The sequence below is a fragment of the Micromonospora sp. URMC 106 genome (assembly GCF_051386395.1).
Classification (GTDB): Bacteria; Actinomycetota; Actinomycetes; order Mycobacteriales; family Micromonosporaceae; genus Micromonospora.
On record NZ_JBPQTP010000089.1, the window covers coordinates 1 to 15,870 of the forward strand.

At 74.0% G+C, this 15,870-nt stretch carries 14 protein-coding genes; 9 read left to right on the top strand and 5 right to left on the bottom strand.

Annotation, left to right across the window (positions count from 1 at the left end; all coding sequences use genetic code 11):
- Positions 1-452: TetR/AcrR family transcriptional regulator (locus ACSNOB_RS23695; RefSeq protein WP_436688637.1), on the bottom strand; the 452-nt coding region annotated here is incomplete at its 3' end.
- Between the two features lie 99 nt (positions 453-551).
- On the opposite strand from ACSNOB_RS23695, the gene ACSNOB_RS23700 reads away from it, so the two are divergent.
- From ACSNOB_RS23700 to ACSNOB_RS23740, 9 genes are all read left to right on the top strand, one after another.
- Positions 552-1,649, top strand: a complete 1,098-nt coding sequence (locus ACSNOB_RS23700; RefSeq protein WP_436688638.1) for a hypothetical protein — start codon at positions 552-554, stop codon at positions 1,647-1,649.
- Between the two features lie 47 nt (positions 1,650-1,696).
- A complete protein-coding gene (locus ACSNOB_RS23705; RefSeq protein ID WP_393102413.1) occupies positions 1,697-2,038 on the top strand; it encodes a hypothetical protein in 342 nt (113 codons plus the stop codon).
- A gap of 277 nt (positions 2,039-2,315) precedes the next feature.
- Entirely contained in the window at positions 2,316-3,380 is a 1,065-nt protein-coding gene (locus tag ACSNOB_RS23710; protein ID WP_436688639.1) for a BMP family lipoprotein, read from the top strand.
- A 263-nt stretch (positions 3,381-3,643) separates the two neighbouring features.
- The gene (locus tag ACSNOB_RS23715; RefSeq protein WP_436688655.1) at positions 3,644-5,194 is read left to right on the top strand and encodes an ABC transporter ATP-binding protein; all 1,551 of its coding nucleotides are present in this window, start codon (positions 3,644-3,646) and stop codon (positions 5,192-5,194) included.
- Between the two features lie 22 nt (positions 5,195-5,216).
- Positions 5,217-6,578, top strand: coding sequence for an ABC transporter permease (locus ACSNOB_RS23720; RefSeq protein ID WP_436688640.1), 1,362 nt, complete (start codon positions 5,217-5,219; stop codon positions 6,576-6,578).
- A 3-nt stretch (positions 6,579-6,581) separates the two neighbouring features.
- Complete coding sequence (locus tag ACSNOB_RS23725; RefSeq protein WP_436688641.1) at positions 6,582-7,862, top strand: ABC transporter permease; 1,281 nt, start codon at positions 6,582-6,584, stop codon at positions 7,860-7,862.
- A 13-nt stretch (positions 7,863-7,875) separates the two neighbouring features.
- Positions 7,876-8,580, top strand: a complete 705-nt coding sequence (locus ACSNOB_RS23730; RefSeq protein WP_436688642.1) for a cytidine deaminase — start codon at positions 7,876-7,878, stop codon at positions 8,578-8,580.
- Positions 8,581-8,716: 136 nt separating this feature from the next.
- Positions 8,717-9,997: a thymidine phosphorylase gene (locus tag ACSNOB_RS23735; RefSeq protein WP_436688643.1), complete on the top strand. Its 1,281-nt coding sequence runs from the start codon at positions 8,717-8,719 to the stop codon at positions 9,995-9,997.
- Between the two features lie 111 nt (positions 9,998-10,108).
- Positions 10,109-10,789 (top strand): DUF4272 domain-containing protein, encoded by a 681-nt coding sequence (locus ACSNOB_RS23740; RefSeq protein WP_393102419.1) that lies wholly within the window; start codon positions 10,109-10,111, stop codon positions 10,787-10,789.
- Positions 10,790-10,849: 60 nt separating this feature from the next.
- Here ACSNOB_RS23740 and ACSNOB_RS23745 read toward each other — a convergent pair whose 3' ends face one another.
- Genes ACSNOB_RS23745 through ACSNOB_RS23760 form a run of 4 tightly spaced genes read right to left on the bottom strand, consistent with a single transcriptional unit; the run spans position 10,850 to position 15,762 of the window.
- On the bottom strand, positions 10,850-11,725 hold the full coding sequence (locus ACSNOB_RS23745) for a putative RNA methyltransferase (protein WP_436688644.1): 876 nt from the start codon (positions 11,723-11,725) through the stop codon (positions 10,850-10,852).
- A 1-nt stretch (position 11,726) separates the two neighbouring features.
- The gene (locus tag ACSNOB_RS23750; RefSeq protein WP_436688645.1) at positions 11,727-12,371 is read right to left on the bottom strand and encodes a response regulator; all 645 of its coding nucleotides are present in this window, start codon (positions 12,369-12,371) and stop codon (positions 11,727-11,729) included.
- Positions 12,359-13,576 (bottom strand): sensor histidine kinase, encoded by a 1,218-nt coding sequence (locus ACSNOB_RS23755; protein WP_436688646.1) that lies wholly within the window; start codon positions 13,574-13,576, stop codon positions 12,359-12,361. The genes ACSNOB_RS23750 and ACSNOB_RS23755 overlap by 13 nt, the downstream gene beginning before the upstream one ends.
- On the bottom strand, positions 13,573-15,762 hold the full coding sequence (locus tag ACSNOB_RS23760) for an MMPL family transporter (protein ID WP_436688647.1): 2,190 nt from the start codon (positions 15,760-15,762) through the stop codon (positions 13,573-13,575). Before ACSNOB_RS23760 ends, ACSNOB_RS23755 begins: the two co-directional genes overlap by 4 nt.
- Between the last annotated feature and the right edge of the window lie 108 nt (positions 15,763-15,870).

Consider the following 15,870-nt stretch of genomic DNA (forward strand, 5'->3'; position numbering starts at 1 on the left):
ACCTCGCCGGTGCCCTGGGCGCGCCGGGCGAGCGCCTCGAAGTGGCGGCGCATGTCGTCGTACTTGCCGGCGACGAACCCGGCCAGCACCGGGTCCCGCTGCGCCTCACTCCAGACCTGGATCGCGATCCGCAGGACGCCGTCGTCGCCGAGTTGGGTCTCCACGTACGCCAGCGCGCGGTCGAGCGCCTCGACCAGGGGGAGCGGGGGCTCCTGGCGCAGCACCTCGTCGAGGACGACCTCGGCGCCGCCGATCGCCTCCTCGGCGATCGCGTTGATCAGATCCGCCTTGCTCGGGAAGTAGCGGTAGACGGCGCCCACCGAGAGGCCGGCCTCGGCGATCACGTCCTGCATCGTCGTGCGGTGGAAGCCCTCCCGGAGGAAGCACCGGCGGGCCGCGTCGACGATCTGGCGGCGGCGGGCGGCGAGGTGTTCCGGGGAGACGCGTGGCACGGGATACATCGTAAAGCGAACGTTCGTTCTTGACAGTCGGGCCCGGCGGGAGCAGCCTAGAGTCGCTAAGAGAATGAGCGTTCGTTTTAGGAGGTCACCATGTCGACCCGCACCCGGCCGCCCCTGCCGGCCGCCCTCGGCGTCGCCGCCCTGGCGGCGGTCCTGTTGGCGCTGCTCGTACCCCTCTTCGCGGCTCCGGCGATCAACCTGGCGCCGCGCGACCTGCCCGTCGCCGTCGCCGGCCCGGCGCCCGCCGCGGGCGACCTCGCCGCCCGGCTCGCGGCCGCGCGGCCGGGAGCGTTCGACGTCACCACGCTGCCGGACGGCGCGGCCGCCGACCGGGCGCTGCGCGAGAGGCAGGTGTACGCGGCCTTCGTGGTCGGACCCGACGGCGTCGCCCTGCACACCGCGCCGGCCGCCAGCCCGACGGTCGCCGCGCTGCTCACCGAGGCGTCCGCCCAACTCTCCGCGGGCCGCCCGGTGCCGGTGGTCGCGGTGGTCCCCGGTGCCCCGGACGATCCCCGGGGCGCCGGCTTCGCGGCCGGCTTCCTGCCGTTCGCGATGGCGAGCATGGCGGCCGGCGCGCTGCTGACCCTCCTGGTGACCGGCCGGGTCGCCCGGCTGTTCGGCCTGGCGGCCTACGGTGTCCTCGCCGGGGGTGTCGCCGCGGCCGTGCTGCACGGCTGGCTCGGCGTGCTCGACGGCGACCCGCTGGCCGAGGCGGCGGCGGCCGGGCTCTTCGCCCTGGCGAGCGCGGCGACCGTGGCGGGCCTCGGGGCGCTGCTCGGCCGGGCGGGGATCGGCCTGGGCGCGCTGCTGGTTTTCCTGGTCGGCAACCCTCTCTCGGCGGTCAGCGCGGCCCCGGAACTGCTGCCGCAGCCCTGGGGTGCGGTCGGCCAGCTCCTGCCGGTGGGCGCGGGCGGCACCCTGCTCCGTTCGGTGACCTTCTTCGACGGCGCCGGGGCCGGCCGGCCGCTCGCCGTCCTGGCCGGCTACGCGCTGGTCGGGCTGCTGCTGGTGGCGGTGTCGCGCCGTCCGGCCGGCCCCGCCGTGGCCGGGCCGTCGCGTCCCGCCGGCGTCCCCGTGGCCGGGCCGTCCCGCCCGGACGGCGCGACGGCGGGGCCTTCCCACCCGGACGGCGCGACGGCGGGGGCCTCCCGCCGGGCCAGTTCCCGGACGGCGACGGACACGCCCTGACGCGCCCGGCTACTACGATCCGTCGTTGATGAGGGAGGATGGTGCGCGTGGAAGCTCTCAGACTGATACTGCGCTACATCCATCTGATCGGTTTCGCCCTGCTGCTGGGCGGCGCGATCGTCCAGTACGTCAGCGGCAAGCTGCGGATCAACCCGGCCATGCTCTGGGGGTCCGTGATCATGCTGCTGACCGGGATCGGTCTCTCCGCGCCGCTGCGCGACGGGGACGAGCCGGACCCGGCGAAACTTGTTACCAAGTTGGTGCTCGCGCTGCTGATCTTCGTCATGGTCTTCTTTTCCCGGAAGCGCGACGTGGTCGCCCGTGGCCACTTCCTCGCGATCGTCGGGTTGACCCTGGTCAACGCGGCGGTGGCGGTCTTCTGGCGGTAACGTTTCCGGCAGGGGACGCCCCGCAGGAGCGGACGCTCCGCAGCGCCTCGGCGCTCATCTACCAGCACTCAGAGTGATCTGCCCCACCTAAGGGTTACGTAGGGGTAACAGGCGCTCAACAGTCGTGCACGATTGTCGGCCGGTGGGTGGGCGCGGGCGTACGCTCCCGTCCGTAACGTGGGACGCCGGCGGCGCAGCGCAGGCCGGTTCAAAGGGCTGCCACCGTGCAGGACGCGGTGTGCAATGGGAAGGAGACGTCTTGCGCTCGGTGCGTGGGATGCGGATTGCCTCGGTCTTCGCGGTGGGTGGGCTCGTGCTGAGCGCCGCCGCGTGCGGTGAGGCTCCCGAGGACAACAACAACGCCGGCAGCGGCGACAAGAAGTACAGCGCCTGCATGGTGACCGACGTCGGCGGCATCGACGACAAGTCGTTCAACACCTCGGCGTGGCAGGGCCTCGAGGCGGCCAAGAAGGCCAACGACAACATCGACATCAAGTACGTCGCGTCGAAGGCCGAGGCGGACTACGAGGTCAACCTGACCCAGTACGTCAACCAGAAGTGCGACTTCATCCTGGCCGTCGGTGGCCTGATGGGTGACGCCACCTCCAAGATCGCCAAGGCGAACCCGAACCAGCAGTTCGGCATCGTCGACGCGAAGCTGCCGGAGAGCAACGTCTACCCGATGCAGTTCGACACCGCCCAGGCCGGCTTCCTCGCCGGTTACCTGGCCGCCGGCATGACCAAGAGCGGCACGGTGGGCACCTACGGCGGCCTGCCGATCCCGCCGGTCACCATCTTCATGGACGGGTACGTCGACGGCGTCGCCCACTACAACAAGACGAAGAGCAAGACCGTCAAGGTCGTCGGCTGGGACAAGGCCGCCCAGAAGGGCTCCTTCACCAACGACTTCGTCAAGCAGGACGAGGGCAAGAAGGTCAGCGACGCGCTGGTCGCCCAGGGCGCCGACATCATCATGCCGGTCGCCGGCGGCGCGGGCCTCGGCACCACCGGCGCGGCCAAGGCGTCGGGCGGCAAGTACAACACCATCTGGGTGGACGTCGACGGCTGCGAGAGCACCCCGGACTGCTCGGCCATCATCACCACGGTCGAGAAGAACATCCCGGACGCCGTCAAGGAGGCCGTCGTCAAGGCCGCCAACGGCGAGAAGCTCGCGCACGACCCGGGCTACCTGGGCAACCTCGCCAACAACGGCGTCGGGCTCGCCCCGTACCACGAGTTCGACGGCAAGGTCCCGGCCGAGCTGAAGGCCGAGATCGACAAGCTGAAGGCGGACATCGCCGCCGGCACCGTCACCGTCACCTCCAAGGCCCAGCCGAAGTGAGGCACCGCCGGCCACCCGCGGTGAGACGATCACCGGGGTAGGCCGGCGAGCGGTACAGCACGACGATCCGGCCGCCCCGGCGTCGCGGGGACACCCCGCGGCGCCGGGGCGGCCGATCCGCTCCACCCCGACGACGGCCCCGCGCCGCGAGCGGTCCGCCGGCAGCTACGCTGCACCATCGCTTCGCACTCCAGGAGGTTGCGCTGAGACTCGAACTGCGCGGCATCACCAAGCGGTTCGGTGATCTGGTCGCCAACGACCACATCGACCTGACGGTGGAGCCTGGAGAGATCCACGCCCTGCTCGGCGAGAACGGCGCGGGCAAGTCGACCCTGATGAACGTGCTCTACGGGCTCTACCAGCCCGACGAGGGCGAGATCCTGGTCGACGGCAAGCCGTTGAAGCTGAGGGGGCCGTCGGACGCGATCGCGGCCGGGATCGGCATGGTGCACCAGCACTTCATGCTGGTGCCGGTCTTCACCGTCGCCGAGAACATCATGCTCGGCGCCGAGCAGGTCAAGGGCGGCATCGTCGGCTTCCTGGACCGGCGGCGGGCCCGGCGCGAGGTCGCCGAGGTCTCCGAGCGGTACAACCTGCGGGTCGACCCGGACGCGGTGATCGAGGACCTGCCGGTCGGCATCCAGCAGCGGGTGGAGATCGTCAAGGCGCTCACCCGCGACGTCGACCTGCTCATCCTCGACGAGCCGACGGCCGTGCTCACCCCGCAGGAGACCGAGGAACTGCTCGCCGTCATGCGGTCGCTCAAGGCCGCCGGCAAGTCGATCGTCTTCATCACCCACAAGCTGGGCGAGGTCAAGGCGATCGCCGACCGGATCACCGTCATCCGGCGCGGGAAGACCGTCGGCACCGCCTCCCCCGAGGCGAGCCGGGACGAGCTGGCCGCGCTCATGGTCGGCCGCAGCGTCCGGCTCACCGTCGAGAAGGAGCCGGCCACCCCCGGCAAGCCGGTCCTGGAGGTCGCCGGCCTGGTCGTCGACGACGACCGGCAGATCCGGGCGGTCGACGGGATCGACCTGACCGTGCACGCGGGCGAGGTGCTCGGCGTGGCGGGCGTGCAGGGCAACGGCCAGACCGAGCTGATCGAGGCGATCATGGGGCTGCGCCCGACGCTCGCCGGCACGATCACGCTCGACGGGCAGCAGGTCAACGGCTGGCCGACCAAGAAGGTGCTCCGCGCCGGCGTCGGCTACGTGCCGGAGGACCGCAGCGTCGACGGCGTGGTCAAGGAGTTCTCCGTCGCGGAGAACCTGGTGCTCGACATCTACGACCGGCCGCCCTTCGGCAAGGGCCTGGCGCTCAAGCCGGACGCCATCGCCGCGTCGGCGAAGGAGCGGATCGCGCAGTTCGACGTCCGCACCTCCTCGGCCGACGCGCCGGTCGGCACCCTCTCCGGCGGCAACCAGCAGAAGGTGATCGTGGCCCGGGAGCTGTCCCGGCCGCTGAAGCTCTTCATCGCCGCCCAGCCGACCCGCGGCGTCGACGTCGGGTCGATCGAGTTCATCCACAGCCGGGTCATCCGCGAGCGGGACGTCGGCACCGCCGTCATGGTGGTCTCCAGCGAACTCGACGAGGTGATCGGCCTGGCCGACCGGATCGCCGTGATGTACCGCGGCCGGATCATCGGCATCGTCGGTCCGGACACCCCGCGCGAGGAGATCGGCCTGCTGATGGCCGGCATCACCCCCGACGCGGCGTCCCCCGCCGCGACCGGCACGACCCCGGCCGCGCCGACGGCCGACGGCGGCGCGGCGGCCCCGGCCGCCGAGGGCCCTGGTAACGAGGACGAGGCATGAGCAAGCGGAGCGGAGTGCCGGCATGAGCAACCCGAACCCCGGGTCGGGCTCCCCGGACAACCCGAACCCCCAGACGGGCTCCCCCGACAAGGAGCCGGCGACCGAGGCGCAGGCCGCGCAGACCGCGCTCGGCAACACCGAACGCGCCGAGTCGGCCACCTCCCCGAGGCAGCCGGCCCCGGAGGCGAAGCCCTCGCTGGGGCGGCTGTTCCTGGACAACCTCTGGGCCGCGAACACCTTCACGGTGACCCTGCTGTCGCTGGTCCTGGCGATGATCGTCGGCGCGGTGCTGATGATCGTCTCCGACCCGGAGGTGCTGGCCACCTACAGCTACATCACCGCCCGGCCGTCCGACGCGCTGAACGCGAGCTGGACGCTGGTCAGCGAGGCGTACGGGAACCTCTTCAAGGGCGCCATCTTCGACCCCGAGGCGGTCGGCTTCCAGGCCGTGATGAGCCCGATCTCCGAGACGCTCACCTACACCGCGCCGCTGGTCTTCACCGGACTGTCGGTGGCGCTGGCCTTCCGGGGCGGCCTGTTCAACATCGGCGCCCAGGGCCAGGCCACCATGGGCGTGATCCTGGCCGCGCTGGCCGGCTTCCTGCTCCCGCTGCCGCCCGGTCTGCACCTGCTCGTCGCGGTGCTCGCCGGCGCGCTCGGCGGGGCGATCTGGGGCTTCGTCCCGGGCATCCTCAAGGCGCGCACCGGCGCCCACGAGGTGATCAACACGATCATGCTCAACTACATCGCCACGTACTTCCTGACCTGGATCATCGTGCAGAACGGCATCCAGGACCCGAACCGCACGGACGCGATCAGCCGGCCGGTCGACGGCTCGGCCCAGCTGCCCCGGCTGCTCGGCGACGGGCTGCGGGTGCACGCCGGCATCATCCTGGCGGTGCTGGCGACCTGGGCGGTCTGGTGGCTGCTGAACCGCTCCACGCTCGGCTTCGAGCTGCGCGCGGTCGGCGCCAACCCGGACGCCGCGCGGACCGCCGGCATCAGCGTCACCCGGACGTACGTCCTGATCATGGTCTTCGCCGGGATCCTGGCCGGCCTCGGCGGCTCCAACATGGTGCTCGGCTCCACCGCCAGCGCGCTGACCCCGCTGGTGGTCGCGCAGATCGGCTTCGACGGCATCCTGGTGGCGCTGCTCGGCCGGGTGAAGCCGTGGGGCGTCGCGCTGGCCGCGCTGCTCTTCGGCGCGCTCCAGGCCGGCGGCAACCGGATGCAGTCCTACTCGGGGATCTCACTGGAGCTGGTCACCGTGCTCCAGGCGCTGATCGTCATCTTCATCGCCGCGCCGGCCCTGGTGAAGGCGATCTTCCAGCTCCGGGCCGCCCGCGCCGCCCGGTTGCAGACGAGCCTGGCGAAGGGCTGGTAACTCATGTCCACCATGGCTGTCGAAGACGTCGCGGTCGCCCCCGTCGACCAGGGCTTCTGGACCCGTACCCGCAAGGTCGGCGCCGTGCTGCTCGCGCTCGGCCTGCTGGCGACGGTGCTGTTCGGGGCGCTCGCCACCGGCGAGCAGGCCCGCTTCACCCTCAGCGAGGACGCCGCCGGCGCCGCGCTGAGGATCGACGGCACGCTGGGCGCGATCCTCTTCGGGCTCGTCGCGGTCGCCGCCGGTGGCGCGATGCTCGCCGGACTGCCGAAGCGCTGGTTCACCCTCGTGCTCGGCGTCGGCCTGCTCGGCTTCGTGCTGTCGTTCCTCTGCTGGCAGGTCTCCGCCGCGCCGGCCGGGCAGAACTTCATGCCGCTGGTCAACATCGTCCGGGGCACGTTCATCCTGGCCCTGCCGCTGGTCTTCGGCGCCCTGGCCGGCGTGCTCTGCGAGCGTTCCGGCGTGGTCAACGTGGCCATCGAGGGGCAGTTGCTGATGGGCGCCTTCAGCGGCGCGCTCTTCGGCAGCCTCTCCGGCAACGTCTGGGTGGGCCTGGTCGCGGCGGCGATCGGCGGCGCGTTCATCTCGCTGCTGCTGGCCGTCTTCTCGATCCGCTACCTGGTCGACCAGGTGGTCATGGGCATCGTGCTCAACCTGCTGGCGGTCGGCGTCACCGGCTTCCTCTACGAGCGGCTGATGCAGACCGACGCGCAGAAGTACAACAGCGCCCCCCGGTTCAGCAACTGGGAGATCCCGCTGCTGTCGGACATCCCGCTGCTCGGGCCGGCGCTGTTCCGGGGCAACATCTTCCTCTACCTCGGCCTGCTGCTGGTGCTGGTCATCCACATCGCGCTGTTCCGCACCCGGTGGGGCCTGCGGACCCGCTCGGTCGGCGAGCACCCGACCGCCGCCGACACCCTGGGCGTCCGCGTGCTCGGGCTGCGCTACCGCAACGTGCTGCTCGCCGGGGTGGTCGCCGGCATCGGCGGCGCCTCGTACACGCTGGCGCTCTACTCGTTCACGAAGAACATGATCGGCGGGAAGGGCTTCATCGCCCTCGCCGCACTGATCTTCGGCCGGTGGAGCCCGACGGGGGCGCTGCTCGCGGCGCTCTTCTTCGGCTTCGCCGACCAGCTCGCCACGTACCTGGGCGCCATCAACAGCGTGATCCCGAGCCAGTTCCTGGCCATGCTGCCCTACCTGGCGACGATCCTGGCGGTGGCCGGGCTGGTCGGCCGGGTCCGGGCGCCGGCCGCCGACGGCAAGCCGTACATCAAGGGCTGACGGGGGACGCGACATGGAGATCGACTGGGCGCGGCTGCGGGCCGCCGCCACCGAGGTGATGCGGCACGCGTACGTGCCGTACTCGAAGTTCCCGGTCGGCGCCGCCGCGCTGGTCGACGACGGCCGGGTGGTGGTCGGCTGCAACGTGGAGAACGCCGCGTACGGCGTGGTGCTCTGCGCCGAGTGCGGCGTGGTCTCCTCGCTGCACGCCACAGGCGGCGGCCGGATCGTGGCCCTGTCCTGCGTCGACGCCACCGGCGAGCCGCTGATGCCGTGCGGCCGCTGCCGCCAGCTGCTCTGGGAGCAGGGCGGCCCGGAGTGCCTGATCGAGAGCAAGGGCGGCCCGCTGCGGATGGCCGAGCTGTTGCCGCACGCCTTCGACGTGACCGACCTGGAGGCCGTGACCGGCGAGACGCCGGTGCCGGTGGTGCCGGAGCGGCTGGCCGCCTGGCGCGGCCGGGGCACGGTCTTCGTGCACCCCGATCTCTCCGCCGGCCAGCAGGTCTGGACGGCCTACTGGGAGCGGTCCGCGGGGGACAGCGAGGGTGCCGAGACCGGCGTGCTGGAGGAGGGCCCGAGTTGGGACGACCCGGCGGAGGCGATCACCTGGGGACTGGCCCGCACGCCCCGGGTCGTGGTCGTGGACGCCTCGGGCACGATCTTCTGGGCCGGCGAGGGGGAGCCGCCGATGGAGATCCCGATCCGCTGGGGTGGTTGAGCTCAGAGCCGGCTGGGGCCTGCCGTGCCCGGCTCCGGGCGGTCAGGCTTGATCCCTCCGCCGGTCACGGTCGGCCCGATCCCTCGGTGGTCGCGGCCCGTCGACCGGTTCCGCAACGATTGATAGGAACTCAAAGGTGAGTGCTTTCACGGCGATCGACGTCATCCGGACCAAGCGGGACGGGGGCGTGCTGAGCGACGCGCAGATCGACTGGGTGGTGGACGCGTACACCCGGGGGCTGGTCGCCGACGAGCAGATGTCGGCGCTGGCCATGGCGATCCTGCTGCGCGGCATGACCGGGCCGGAGATCGCCCGGTGGACCGCCGCGATGATCGCCAGCGGGGAGCGGCTCGACCTCTCCGCCGTCGACCGGCCGACCGTCGACAAGCACTCCACGGGCGGCGTCGGTGACAAGATCACCCTTCCGCTGACCCCGCTCGTGGCGGCGTGCGGCGCGGCCGTGCCGCAGCTCAGCGGGCGCGGCCTCGGGCACACCGGCGGCACGCTGGACAAGCTGGAGTCCATCCCGGGTTGGCGGGCGGCGCTGCGCAACGACGAGTTCATCGCCCAGCTCCGGGACGTGGGCGCGGTGATCTGCGCGGCCGGTGCGGGGCTCGCCCCGGCCGACCGCAAGCTGTACGCGCTGCGCGACGTGACCGGCACCGTCGAGGCCATCCCGCTGATCGCCAGTTCCATCATGAGCAAGAAGATCGCCGAGGGCACCGGCGCGCTGGTGCTCGACGTGAAGGTCGGCTCCGGCGCGTTCATGAAGTCCGTGGAGCACGCCCGTGAGCTGGCCCGGACGATGGTCGAGCTGGGTGGCGCGCACGGTGTGCGCACCGTCGCCCTGCTCACCGACATGTCCACCCCGCTCGGCCTGGCCATCGGCAACGCCGTCGAGGTGACCGAGTCGGTCGAGGTGCTGGCGGGGGGCGGCCCCGCCGACGTGGTCGAGCTGACCCTGGCGCTGGCCCGCGAGATGCTCGACGCGGCCGGGCTGCCCGACGCCGACCCGGAGGCCGCGCTGCGCGACGGCCGGGCGATGGACTCGTGGCGCGCGATGGTCCGCGCCCAGGGCGGCGACCCGGACGCCCCGATGCCGACCGCGAACGAGGTGGAGGTGGTCCGCGCGGACGCGGACGGCTTCGTCGCCGCGATCGACGCGTACGACATGGGCATCGCCGCCTGGCGGCTCGGCGCCGGGCGGGCCCGCAAGGAGGACCCGGTCAGCGTGCCGGCGGGGGTCGTGCTGCACAAGCGCCCGGGCGACCCGGTGCGCGCCGGCGATCCCCTGTACGAGCTGCGCGCGGAGCACGCCGCCCGGATCCCCGCCGCGCGGGACGACGCCGCGCGCGCGGTGCGGATCTCGCCGGTGGCGCCCGCCGCGACGCCGCTGGTCATCGAGCGGATCGGCTGAGCCCGGCGGTCGTCGGGGCGGCGTGGTGCCGCCCGGCTCGGACCGCTATCCTCCCTGGCCAGGGGGGACAACCGGCGCCGAGTCGTCGCGAGCAGACAGGACATTTCCGCCGTGACCGTACCTGCCCCCGATCCACGGGAGGTGCGTGAGGCGAGCCTGGACGAGTTGTCCCGGCTGCGTCTCCCGCTGCCGCCACCCCAGTTCCCGCTCGTGTGGGAGCCCGGCGACCAGATCGAGCTGCGCCCGACGGCCGAGATCGAGGCCCGGATCGCCGTGCTGCACCTGATCCTGGCGCGCTGCTTCGGGATGCCGCCGCAGGCGGCGATGAGCTGGCTGCTCGCCTCGCACCTCGTCGACATGGTCACGCCGCCGGAGTGGCAGTTCGTGACCGGCGGCAAGGGCGACCACCGGTCGTTCGTGCTGCACCACGACGCGCTCTTCGCGCTGGCCTGGGTGCTCGGCCTGACCAAGCAGCTCGACCCGACGCTGCCGGTGGACGAGCGGCTGGTGGAGCGGATGCCGCACATCCCGGGCGGGGAGACCTTCGGCCAGTGGCGCGCCCGGATCCTCGCCGCCCCGCAGCACCCCGCCGACGCGGCGGCGCTGCTCGACCTGCACTACTGCCTGGACTGGGCGTACCTGGAGACGGAGCGGGCCGGCCGGACGCCGCCCGGCCTGGTGGACGCCAACGCGATCGGCCAGCGCCGCTGGGCGCTGGAGTGGGCCGTGATCCTGCGGGGGCCCTACCACGACGAGCCCCCGGGCTGGGAAGAGGTCGACCTCTCCACCTGACCCCGCCCGCCCGGCGTGAGCCGCGGCCGGGCCGGCGCCGGGCGGCGGGCCGCGGCCGGGTCAGCGGGGGGCCGGCCGCCAGACCGTGAGCCGCACCGCGACGGTCACCCGGACCGGCTCGGGGAGCGCGGTGACCCGGGCGGCGAGCCCGGCCGGGTCGGTGTGCCAGGCGCTGGGGCCCATCCCGACCAGCGTGGCGACCTCCGGCCCGGTCAGCGCCAGCTCCCGCCGGTGCTCGGCCGTCGCCACCTCGGTGAAGCGCCCGCCGAGGCTCTCGGCGACCCGGTCCGCCTTGTCCGGGTCGACGCGGAGCAGGCCGAGCGCGCCGACCAGCTCGGCGAGGTGGTCCTCGCCCGGCGTCACCACCAGCAGGGACCCGTCCGGGTCGAGGACCCGGTGGAACTCCGCGCCGTTGCGCGGGGCGAAGACGTTCAGCAGCACGGCGGTGCCGGCGTCGGCCAGCGGCAGCCGCTGCCAGGTGTCGGCCAGCGCCGCCGCGGCGCGGGGGTGCGCCCGCGCGGCCCGACGCAGTGCCGGCTTCGACACGTCCAGGGCCAGGCCCACGGCGTCCGGCAGGGCCGCCAGCACCGCCGCGAGGTGCCGGCCCGTCCCCGCCCCGGCGTCCACCACCAGGGGGTACGCCTCCGGCCGCGCCGCGCGGACCCGGTCGACGGCGTCCGTCGCGGCCGCGGCGAGGGCCGCCGAGATCAGGTCGTAGTGCCCGGCGGCCAGGAAGTCGGCGCGGGCGGCCACCATCTCGGCGGTGTCCCCGGCGTGCGGGGCACGTCCGGCGAGGAGGTTGACGTAGCCCTGCCGGGCGACGTCGAAGCTGTGCCGGCGCGGGCAGCGCAGCGCGCGGGCGGTGCCGGCGTCGGCCTCGGCCAGCGGCTGGCCGCACACGGGGCACCGGAGCCGGTCGACGATGCGGGTGTCCACGTCAGGCGTCCAGGTAGGTCAGCACCGCGCGGACCCGGCGGTGGTCGTCGTCGCAGTCGCGCAGGTCGAGCTTCGCGAAGATCGAGTTGATGTGCTTGCTGACCGCCTTCTCGGTGACCACCAGGCGCTGCGCGATCGCGCCGTTCGAGCGGCCCTCGGCCATCAGCGCCAGCACCTCGTGCTCGCGCGGGGTCAGCCGGCGCAGCGGCGCGGCGCGGGTCGGCCGGGCGAGCAGCTGTGCGACCACCTCCGGGTCCATCGCCATCCCGCCCCCGGCCACCCGGTGTACGGCGGCGACGAACTGCGCCACGTCGGCCACCCGGTCCTTGAGCAGGTAACCCACCGCGCCCGCGCCGTCGGAGAGCAGCTCCCGGGCGTAGAGCTGCTCGACGTACTGCGAGAGGACCAGCACCGGCAGCCCGGGAATCCGTGCCCGGGCGGCCAGCGCGGCGCGGAGCCCCTCGTCGGTGTGGGTCGGCGGGAGGCGGACGTCCACCACGGCCACGTCGGGGCGGTGCTCCAGCAGGGCGGCGAGCAGCTCGTCACCGGTCTCCACGGCGGCCACCACCTCGTCGCCGTACGCGGTGAGCAGCCGGATCAGCCCGTCGCGCAGCAGCACCAGGTCCTCGGCGATCACGATCCGCACGGCAGCTCCACGTCGACCACGGTAGGCCCACCGTCCGGGGAGGTGATCCGGACCCGGCCGTCGAAGACGGCGAGGCGCCGCCGGATGCCGGCCAGCCCGGTGCCCCGCGCCGGGTCGGCGCCGCCCCGGCCGTCGTCGGAGACGGTCAGCCGGACCGTGCCGTCCGCCCGGCGCAGCCGCACCGCCACCCGGTCCGCCCCGCTGTGCCGGGCGGCGTTGGTGATCAGCTCGGCGGCGGTGAAGTAGAGCGCCGACTCCAGCGGCGGCGGCAGCCGCTCGGGCAGGTCGACGTCCAGGTCGACCGGGAGGGCCGCGCCGAGGGCGAGGGCGGCGACGCCCCCGGCCAGCCCCCGGTCCGCCAGCACCGGCGGATGGATGCCGCGGACCACGTCGCGCAGCTCGGCCAGGGCGGTGCCGGCGGCCGAGCGGGCCTCGGTGACCAGCCCGCGGGCCGCCTCCGGGTCCCGCGCCAGCAGCTCCTCGGCGAGACCGAGGTTCATCGCCATCGCCACCAGCCGCGCCTGCGCGCCGTCGTGCAGGTCCCGCTCGATCCGGCGCAGCTCGGCCGCCTGCGCGTCGACGGTCTGCGCCCGGGTGTCGGTCAGCTCCTCCACCCGCTCGGCGAGGGCCGCGCGGGCGGTCGGCGCGAGCAGGGCCCGGGTCAGCCGGTCGTCCAGGTGGAGCAGCCCCCGGGGCAGCCAGTACGCGCCGACCGCCACCAGCAGCCCGGGCACCACTGCCAGCCCGGCGTTGCGGAGGGAGTCGATCGGCACGCCCAGGTAGTTGTCGACCGCGCCGGGCGCCACCGCGTGGATCAGCGGCAGGGCGAGGCCCTGCGCGGCGCCGAGCCAGAGCCCCACGGCCAGCACTAGGGCGGCCGGGGCGAAGCAGAAGTGCGCGAACAGGAACGCGAGGTCCCGATAGGTGGCCGGGTCGCCGGCCACCGTTCGCAGCCGGGCCGCCAGCCCGCCGTCCACCGACCGGTACGGGGACCGGACCGGCGCGCCCGGCACCCGGTGGCGCTGCCGGTCCAGCAGCGCCCGGGTGCCGGTGAGGGTGCGGTCGAGCAGGGGCAGGCCGACCCCGAGCAGGCTGAGCCCGGCGGTGAGGAGCGTGGCCAGTGCGTACCCGATGCCCACGCAGGCCAGCCCCGCCGCGACAGCCAGCCGGTTCAGCTCGCGCCATGCCCGCCGCACCCCGCTCATCGGGCCATTGTCCCAGCCGTCGCGGCCTGCTCCCGCGGCGTGGGTGCCGGGGCGGTCCCGGGCGCGACGCTCGCCGGCGGCGGGAGCGCCGCTCCGGGCTCGGGGCGGGTACGGGCCGGCCAGAAGGCGGCCCGGCCGGTGAGCGCGGTCGCCGCCGGCACCAGCAGCCAGGAGAGCCCGAACGTGGCGATCAGTACGCCGACGGCGACGGCGAGCCCGATCTGCGCCAGCATCGGCGAGGCCACGAGCACCCCGAAGCTGCCGGCCAGGATCACCCCGGCCGCGGCGACCGCCGGGCCGGCCCGGCGTACGGCCTCCTCGGCGGCCTGGCGGGGCGGGCGTCCCGCGCGCAGCTCCTCCCGGAGCCGGGCGATCATCAGGATGTTGTAGTCGGTCCCGATCGCGGTGACGAAGAGGAACACGACCAGCGGGAGCTGGAAGTTGAGCCCGGACTGGCCCCCGAGGACCTGGAACACCAGCACACTGGTGCCGAGGGTGGCGACGAAGCCGAGCGCGACGGCGGCGAGCAGGCCCAGCGAGGCGAGCAGGCCGCGCAGCATCAGCAGCAGGAGCAGCCCGATCAGCCCGGCGGCCACCGGGAACACCAGCCGGAGGTCCTCGTCGAGCACGGCGCGGACGTCGGCGAAGGTGGCGGTCTCCCCGCCCACGTACGCCCGGGTGCCGGGCGGCGCCGCGGCGTGCGCGGCCGGCCGCAACTGGTCCTCCACGGCGTCGATCGCCCGTTGCGAGTACGGCGGCTCGGCGAGCAGCAGCCGCACCCGGGCCACGCCGTCTCGGATCTCGACGCCGGCCGGGGCCGCCACGATGGGCACCTCGCCGAGCCGTCCGGCGAACCGTTCGGCGCTGGCCGCGTCCACCCCGGCGCCGGTGAGGTAGACGTCGGTGGGGGAGAGGGTGCCGGCGGGCAGCCCCGTGCGGAGCCAGTCCAGGGCCCGGGCCGACTCGGAGCCGGGCGGCAGCGCGTCGAGTTCGTAGCTCGGCCGGTGGTGCAGCGCGCCCAGGCCGAGCAGCAGGAGCGCGGCGACCGTGGCCAGCACGACCCGGGCGGGCCGGCGGGCGACCAGCCGGCCGGTGCGGGCCGCCAGGCCCGTCGGCGCGGCGGCGCCGTGCCCCGGCGTCCGGCCGTCGCCCGGCGCGACCAGCTTCGCCGGCCAGTACGCCCGGCGGCCCAGCAGCGAGTAGACCGCGGGGAACAGCGTCAGGGCGGCGGCCACCATGAGCAGGACGGCGACGGCCAGGGCCGGCCCGAGCACCCGGAAGGAGGCGAGCCGGGAGAGCACCAGCGCGCCGAACGCCACCGCCACGACCAGTGCGGACACGGTGACCGCGCCGCCGATCCGGCCGACCGCGTGGACCATCGCGGCGCGCCGGTCCTCGCCGGCCCGGAGCCGTTCCCGGTAGCGGAAGAGCAGGAAGACCGCGTAGTCGGTGCCGATGCCGAGCAGCACGACCGGGAGCAGGCCCGTGGTGGAGGCGTCCAGGGCGTACCCGAAGACCTTCCCGCCCAGGGCGAGCAGGCCGGTGGCGGCCTGCGCGACCAGCAGCACCAGGAACAGGTTGAGCAGCGCGATGGTCGGGCTGCGGAAGACGACGAGCAGCAGGACCAGGATCACCAGCATCATGGCGCCGTTGACGATCATGTCGAGCAGGAAGCTGTCGGCGGCGCCGGCCGCCTCCCCGGTCCAGCCGGCGACCAGGCCGCTGCCGGCCAGCGCGTCGTCGGTGGCGTCCCGCAGCCGTCCGACCGCCTGGACGGTGGTCTCCGCGTGCGCGTCGCCGGCCAGTCGCGCCTCGGCCAGGCGCAGCCGCCCGTCCGGGGCGACCGCGCCGGGGGTCACCTCGGTGACGCCGGCGACCCGTAGCTGTTGCGGCAACCGGTCGATCCGGGCGCTGTCGTCGGCGGTCAACGGCGCCCCGTCGGCCCGGCGGACGACCAGCACCGCGCTGCTGTCGGGCTGCTCGGGGAAGATCCGCGCCGCGATGCCGGCGGCCCGCGCGGACTCGTACCGGGCCGGCAGGAAGTCGGCCTGGCTGTCGGCGGGTCGCGGTCCGTCCGGCCCGTAGACGGCGAAGGTGGCGGCGGTCAGTGCGGCGATGGCGAGCAGCCAGCCGGCGATCACCCGCCCCGGGCGGCGGACCACCGCTGTGGCCAATGTCGTGAACACGTGCAACTCTCCCCGCGTCGGCTTTTCCGTGTGCCGCTGACGCTAGGCAGCCGGACGGGTCACTTCGATGGTGCGCACACACCGGTCCGGTGGTGGTGCCTGCACCAC

What these genes read in the sequence shown, in the direction of transcription:
- ACSNOB_RS23700 (WP_436688638.1), top strand. Translation starts at nt 552, where the DNA reads ATGTCGACCCGCACCCGGCCGCCCCTGCCGGCCGCCCTCGGCGTCGCC.
- ACSNOB_RS23730 (WP_436688642.1), top strand. Translation starts at nt 7,876, where the DNA reads ATGGAGATCGACTGGGCGCGGCTGCGGGCCGCCGCCACCGAGGTGATG.
- ACSNOB_RS23710 (WP_436688639.1), top strand. Translation starts at nt 2,316, where the DNA reads ATGCGGATTGCCTCGGTCTTCGCGGTGGGTGGGCTCGTGCTGAGCGCC.
- ACSNOB_RS23720 (WP_436688640.1), top strand. Translation starts at nt 5,217, where the DNA reads ATGAGCAACCCGAACCCCGGGTCGGGCTCCCCGGACAACCCGAACCCC.
- ACSNOB_RS23755 (WP_436688646.1), bottom strand. Translation starts at nt 13,576, where the DNA reads ATGAGCGGGGTGCGGCGGGCATGGCGCGAGCTGAACCGGCTGGCTGTC.
- ACSNOB_RS23725 (WP_436688641.1), top strand. Translation starts at nt 6,582, where the DNA reads ATGTCCACCATGGCTGTCGAAGACGTCGCGGTCGCCCCCGTCGACCAG.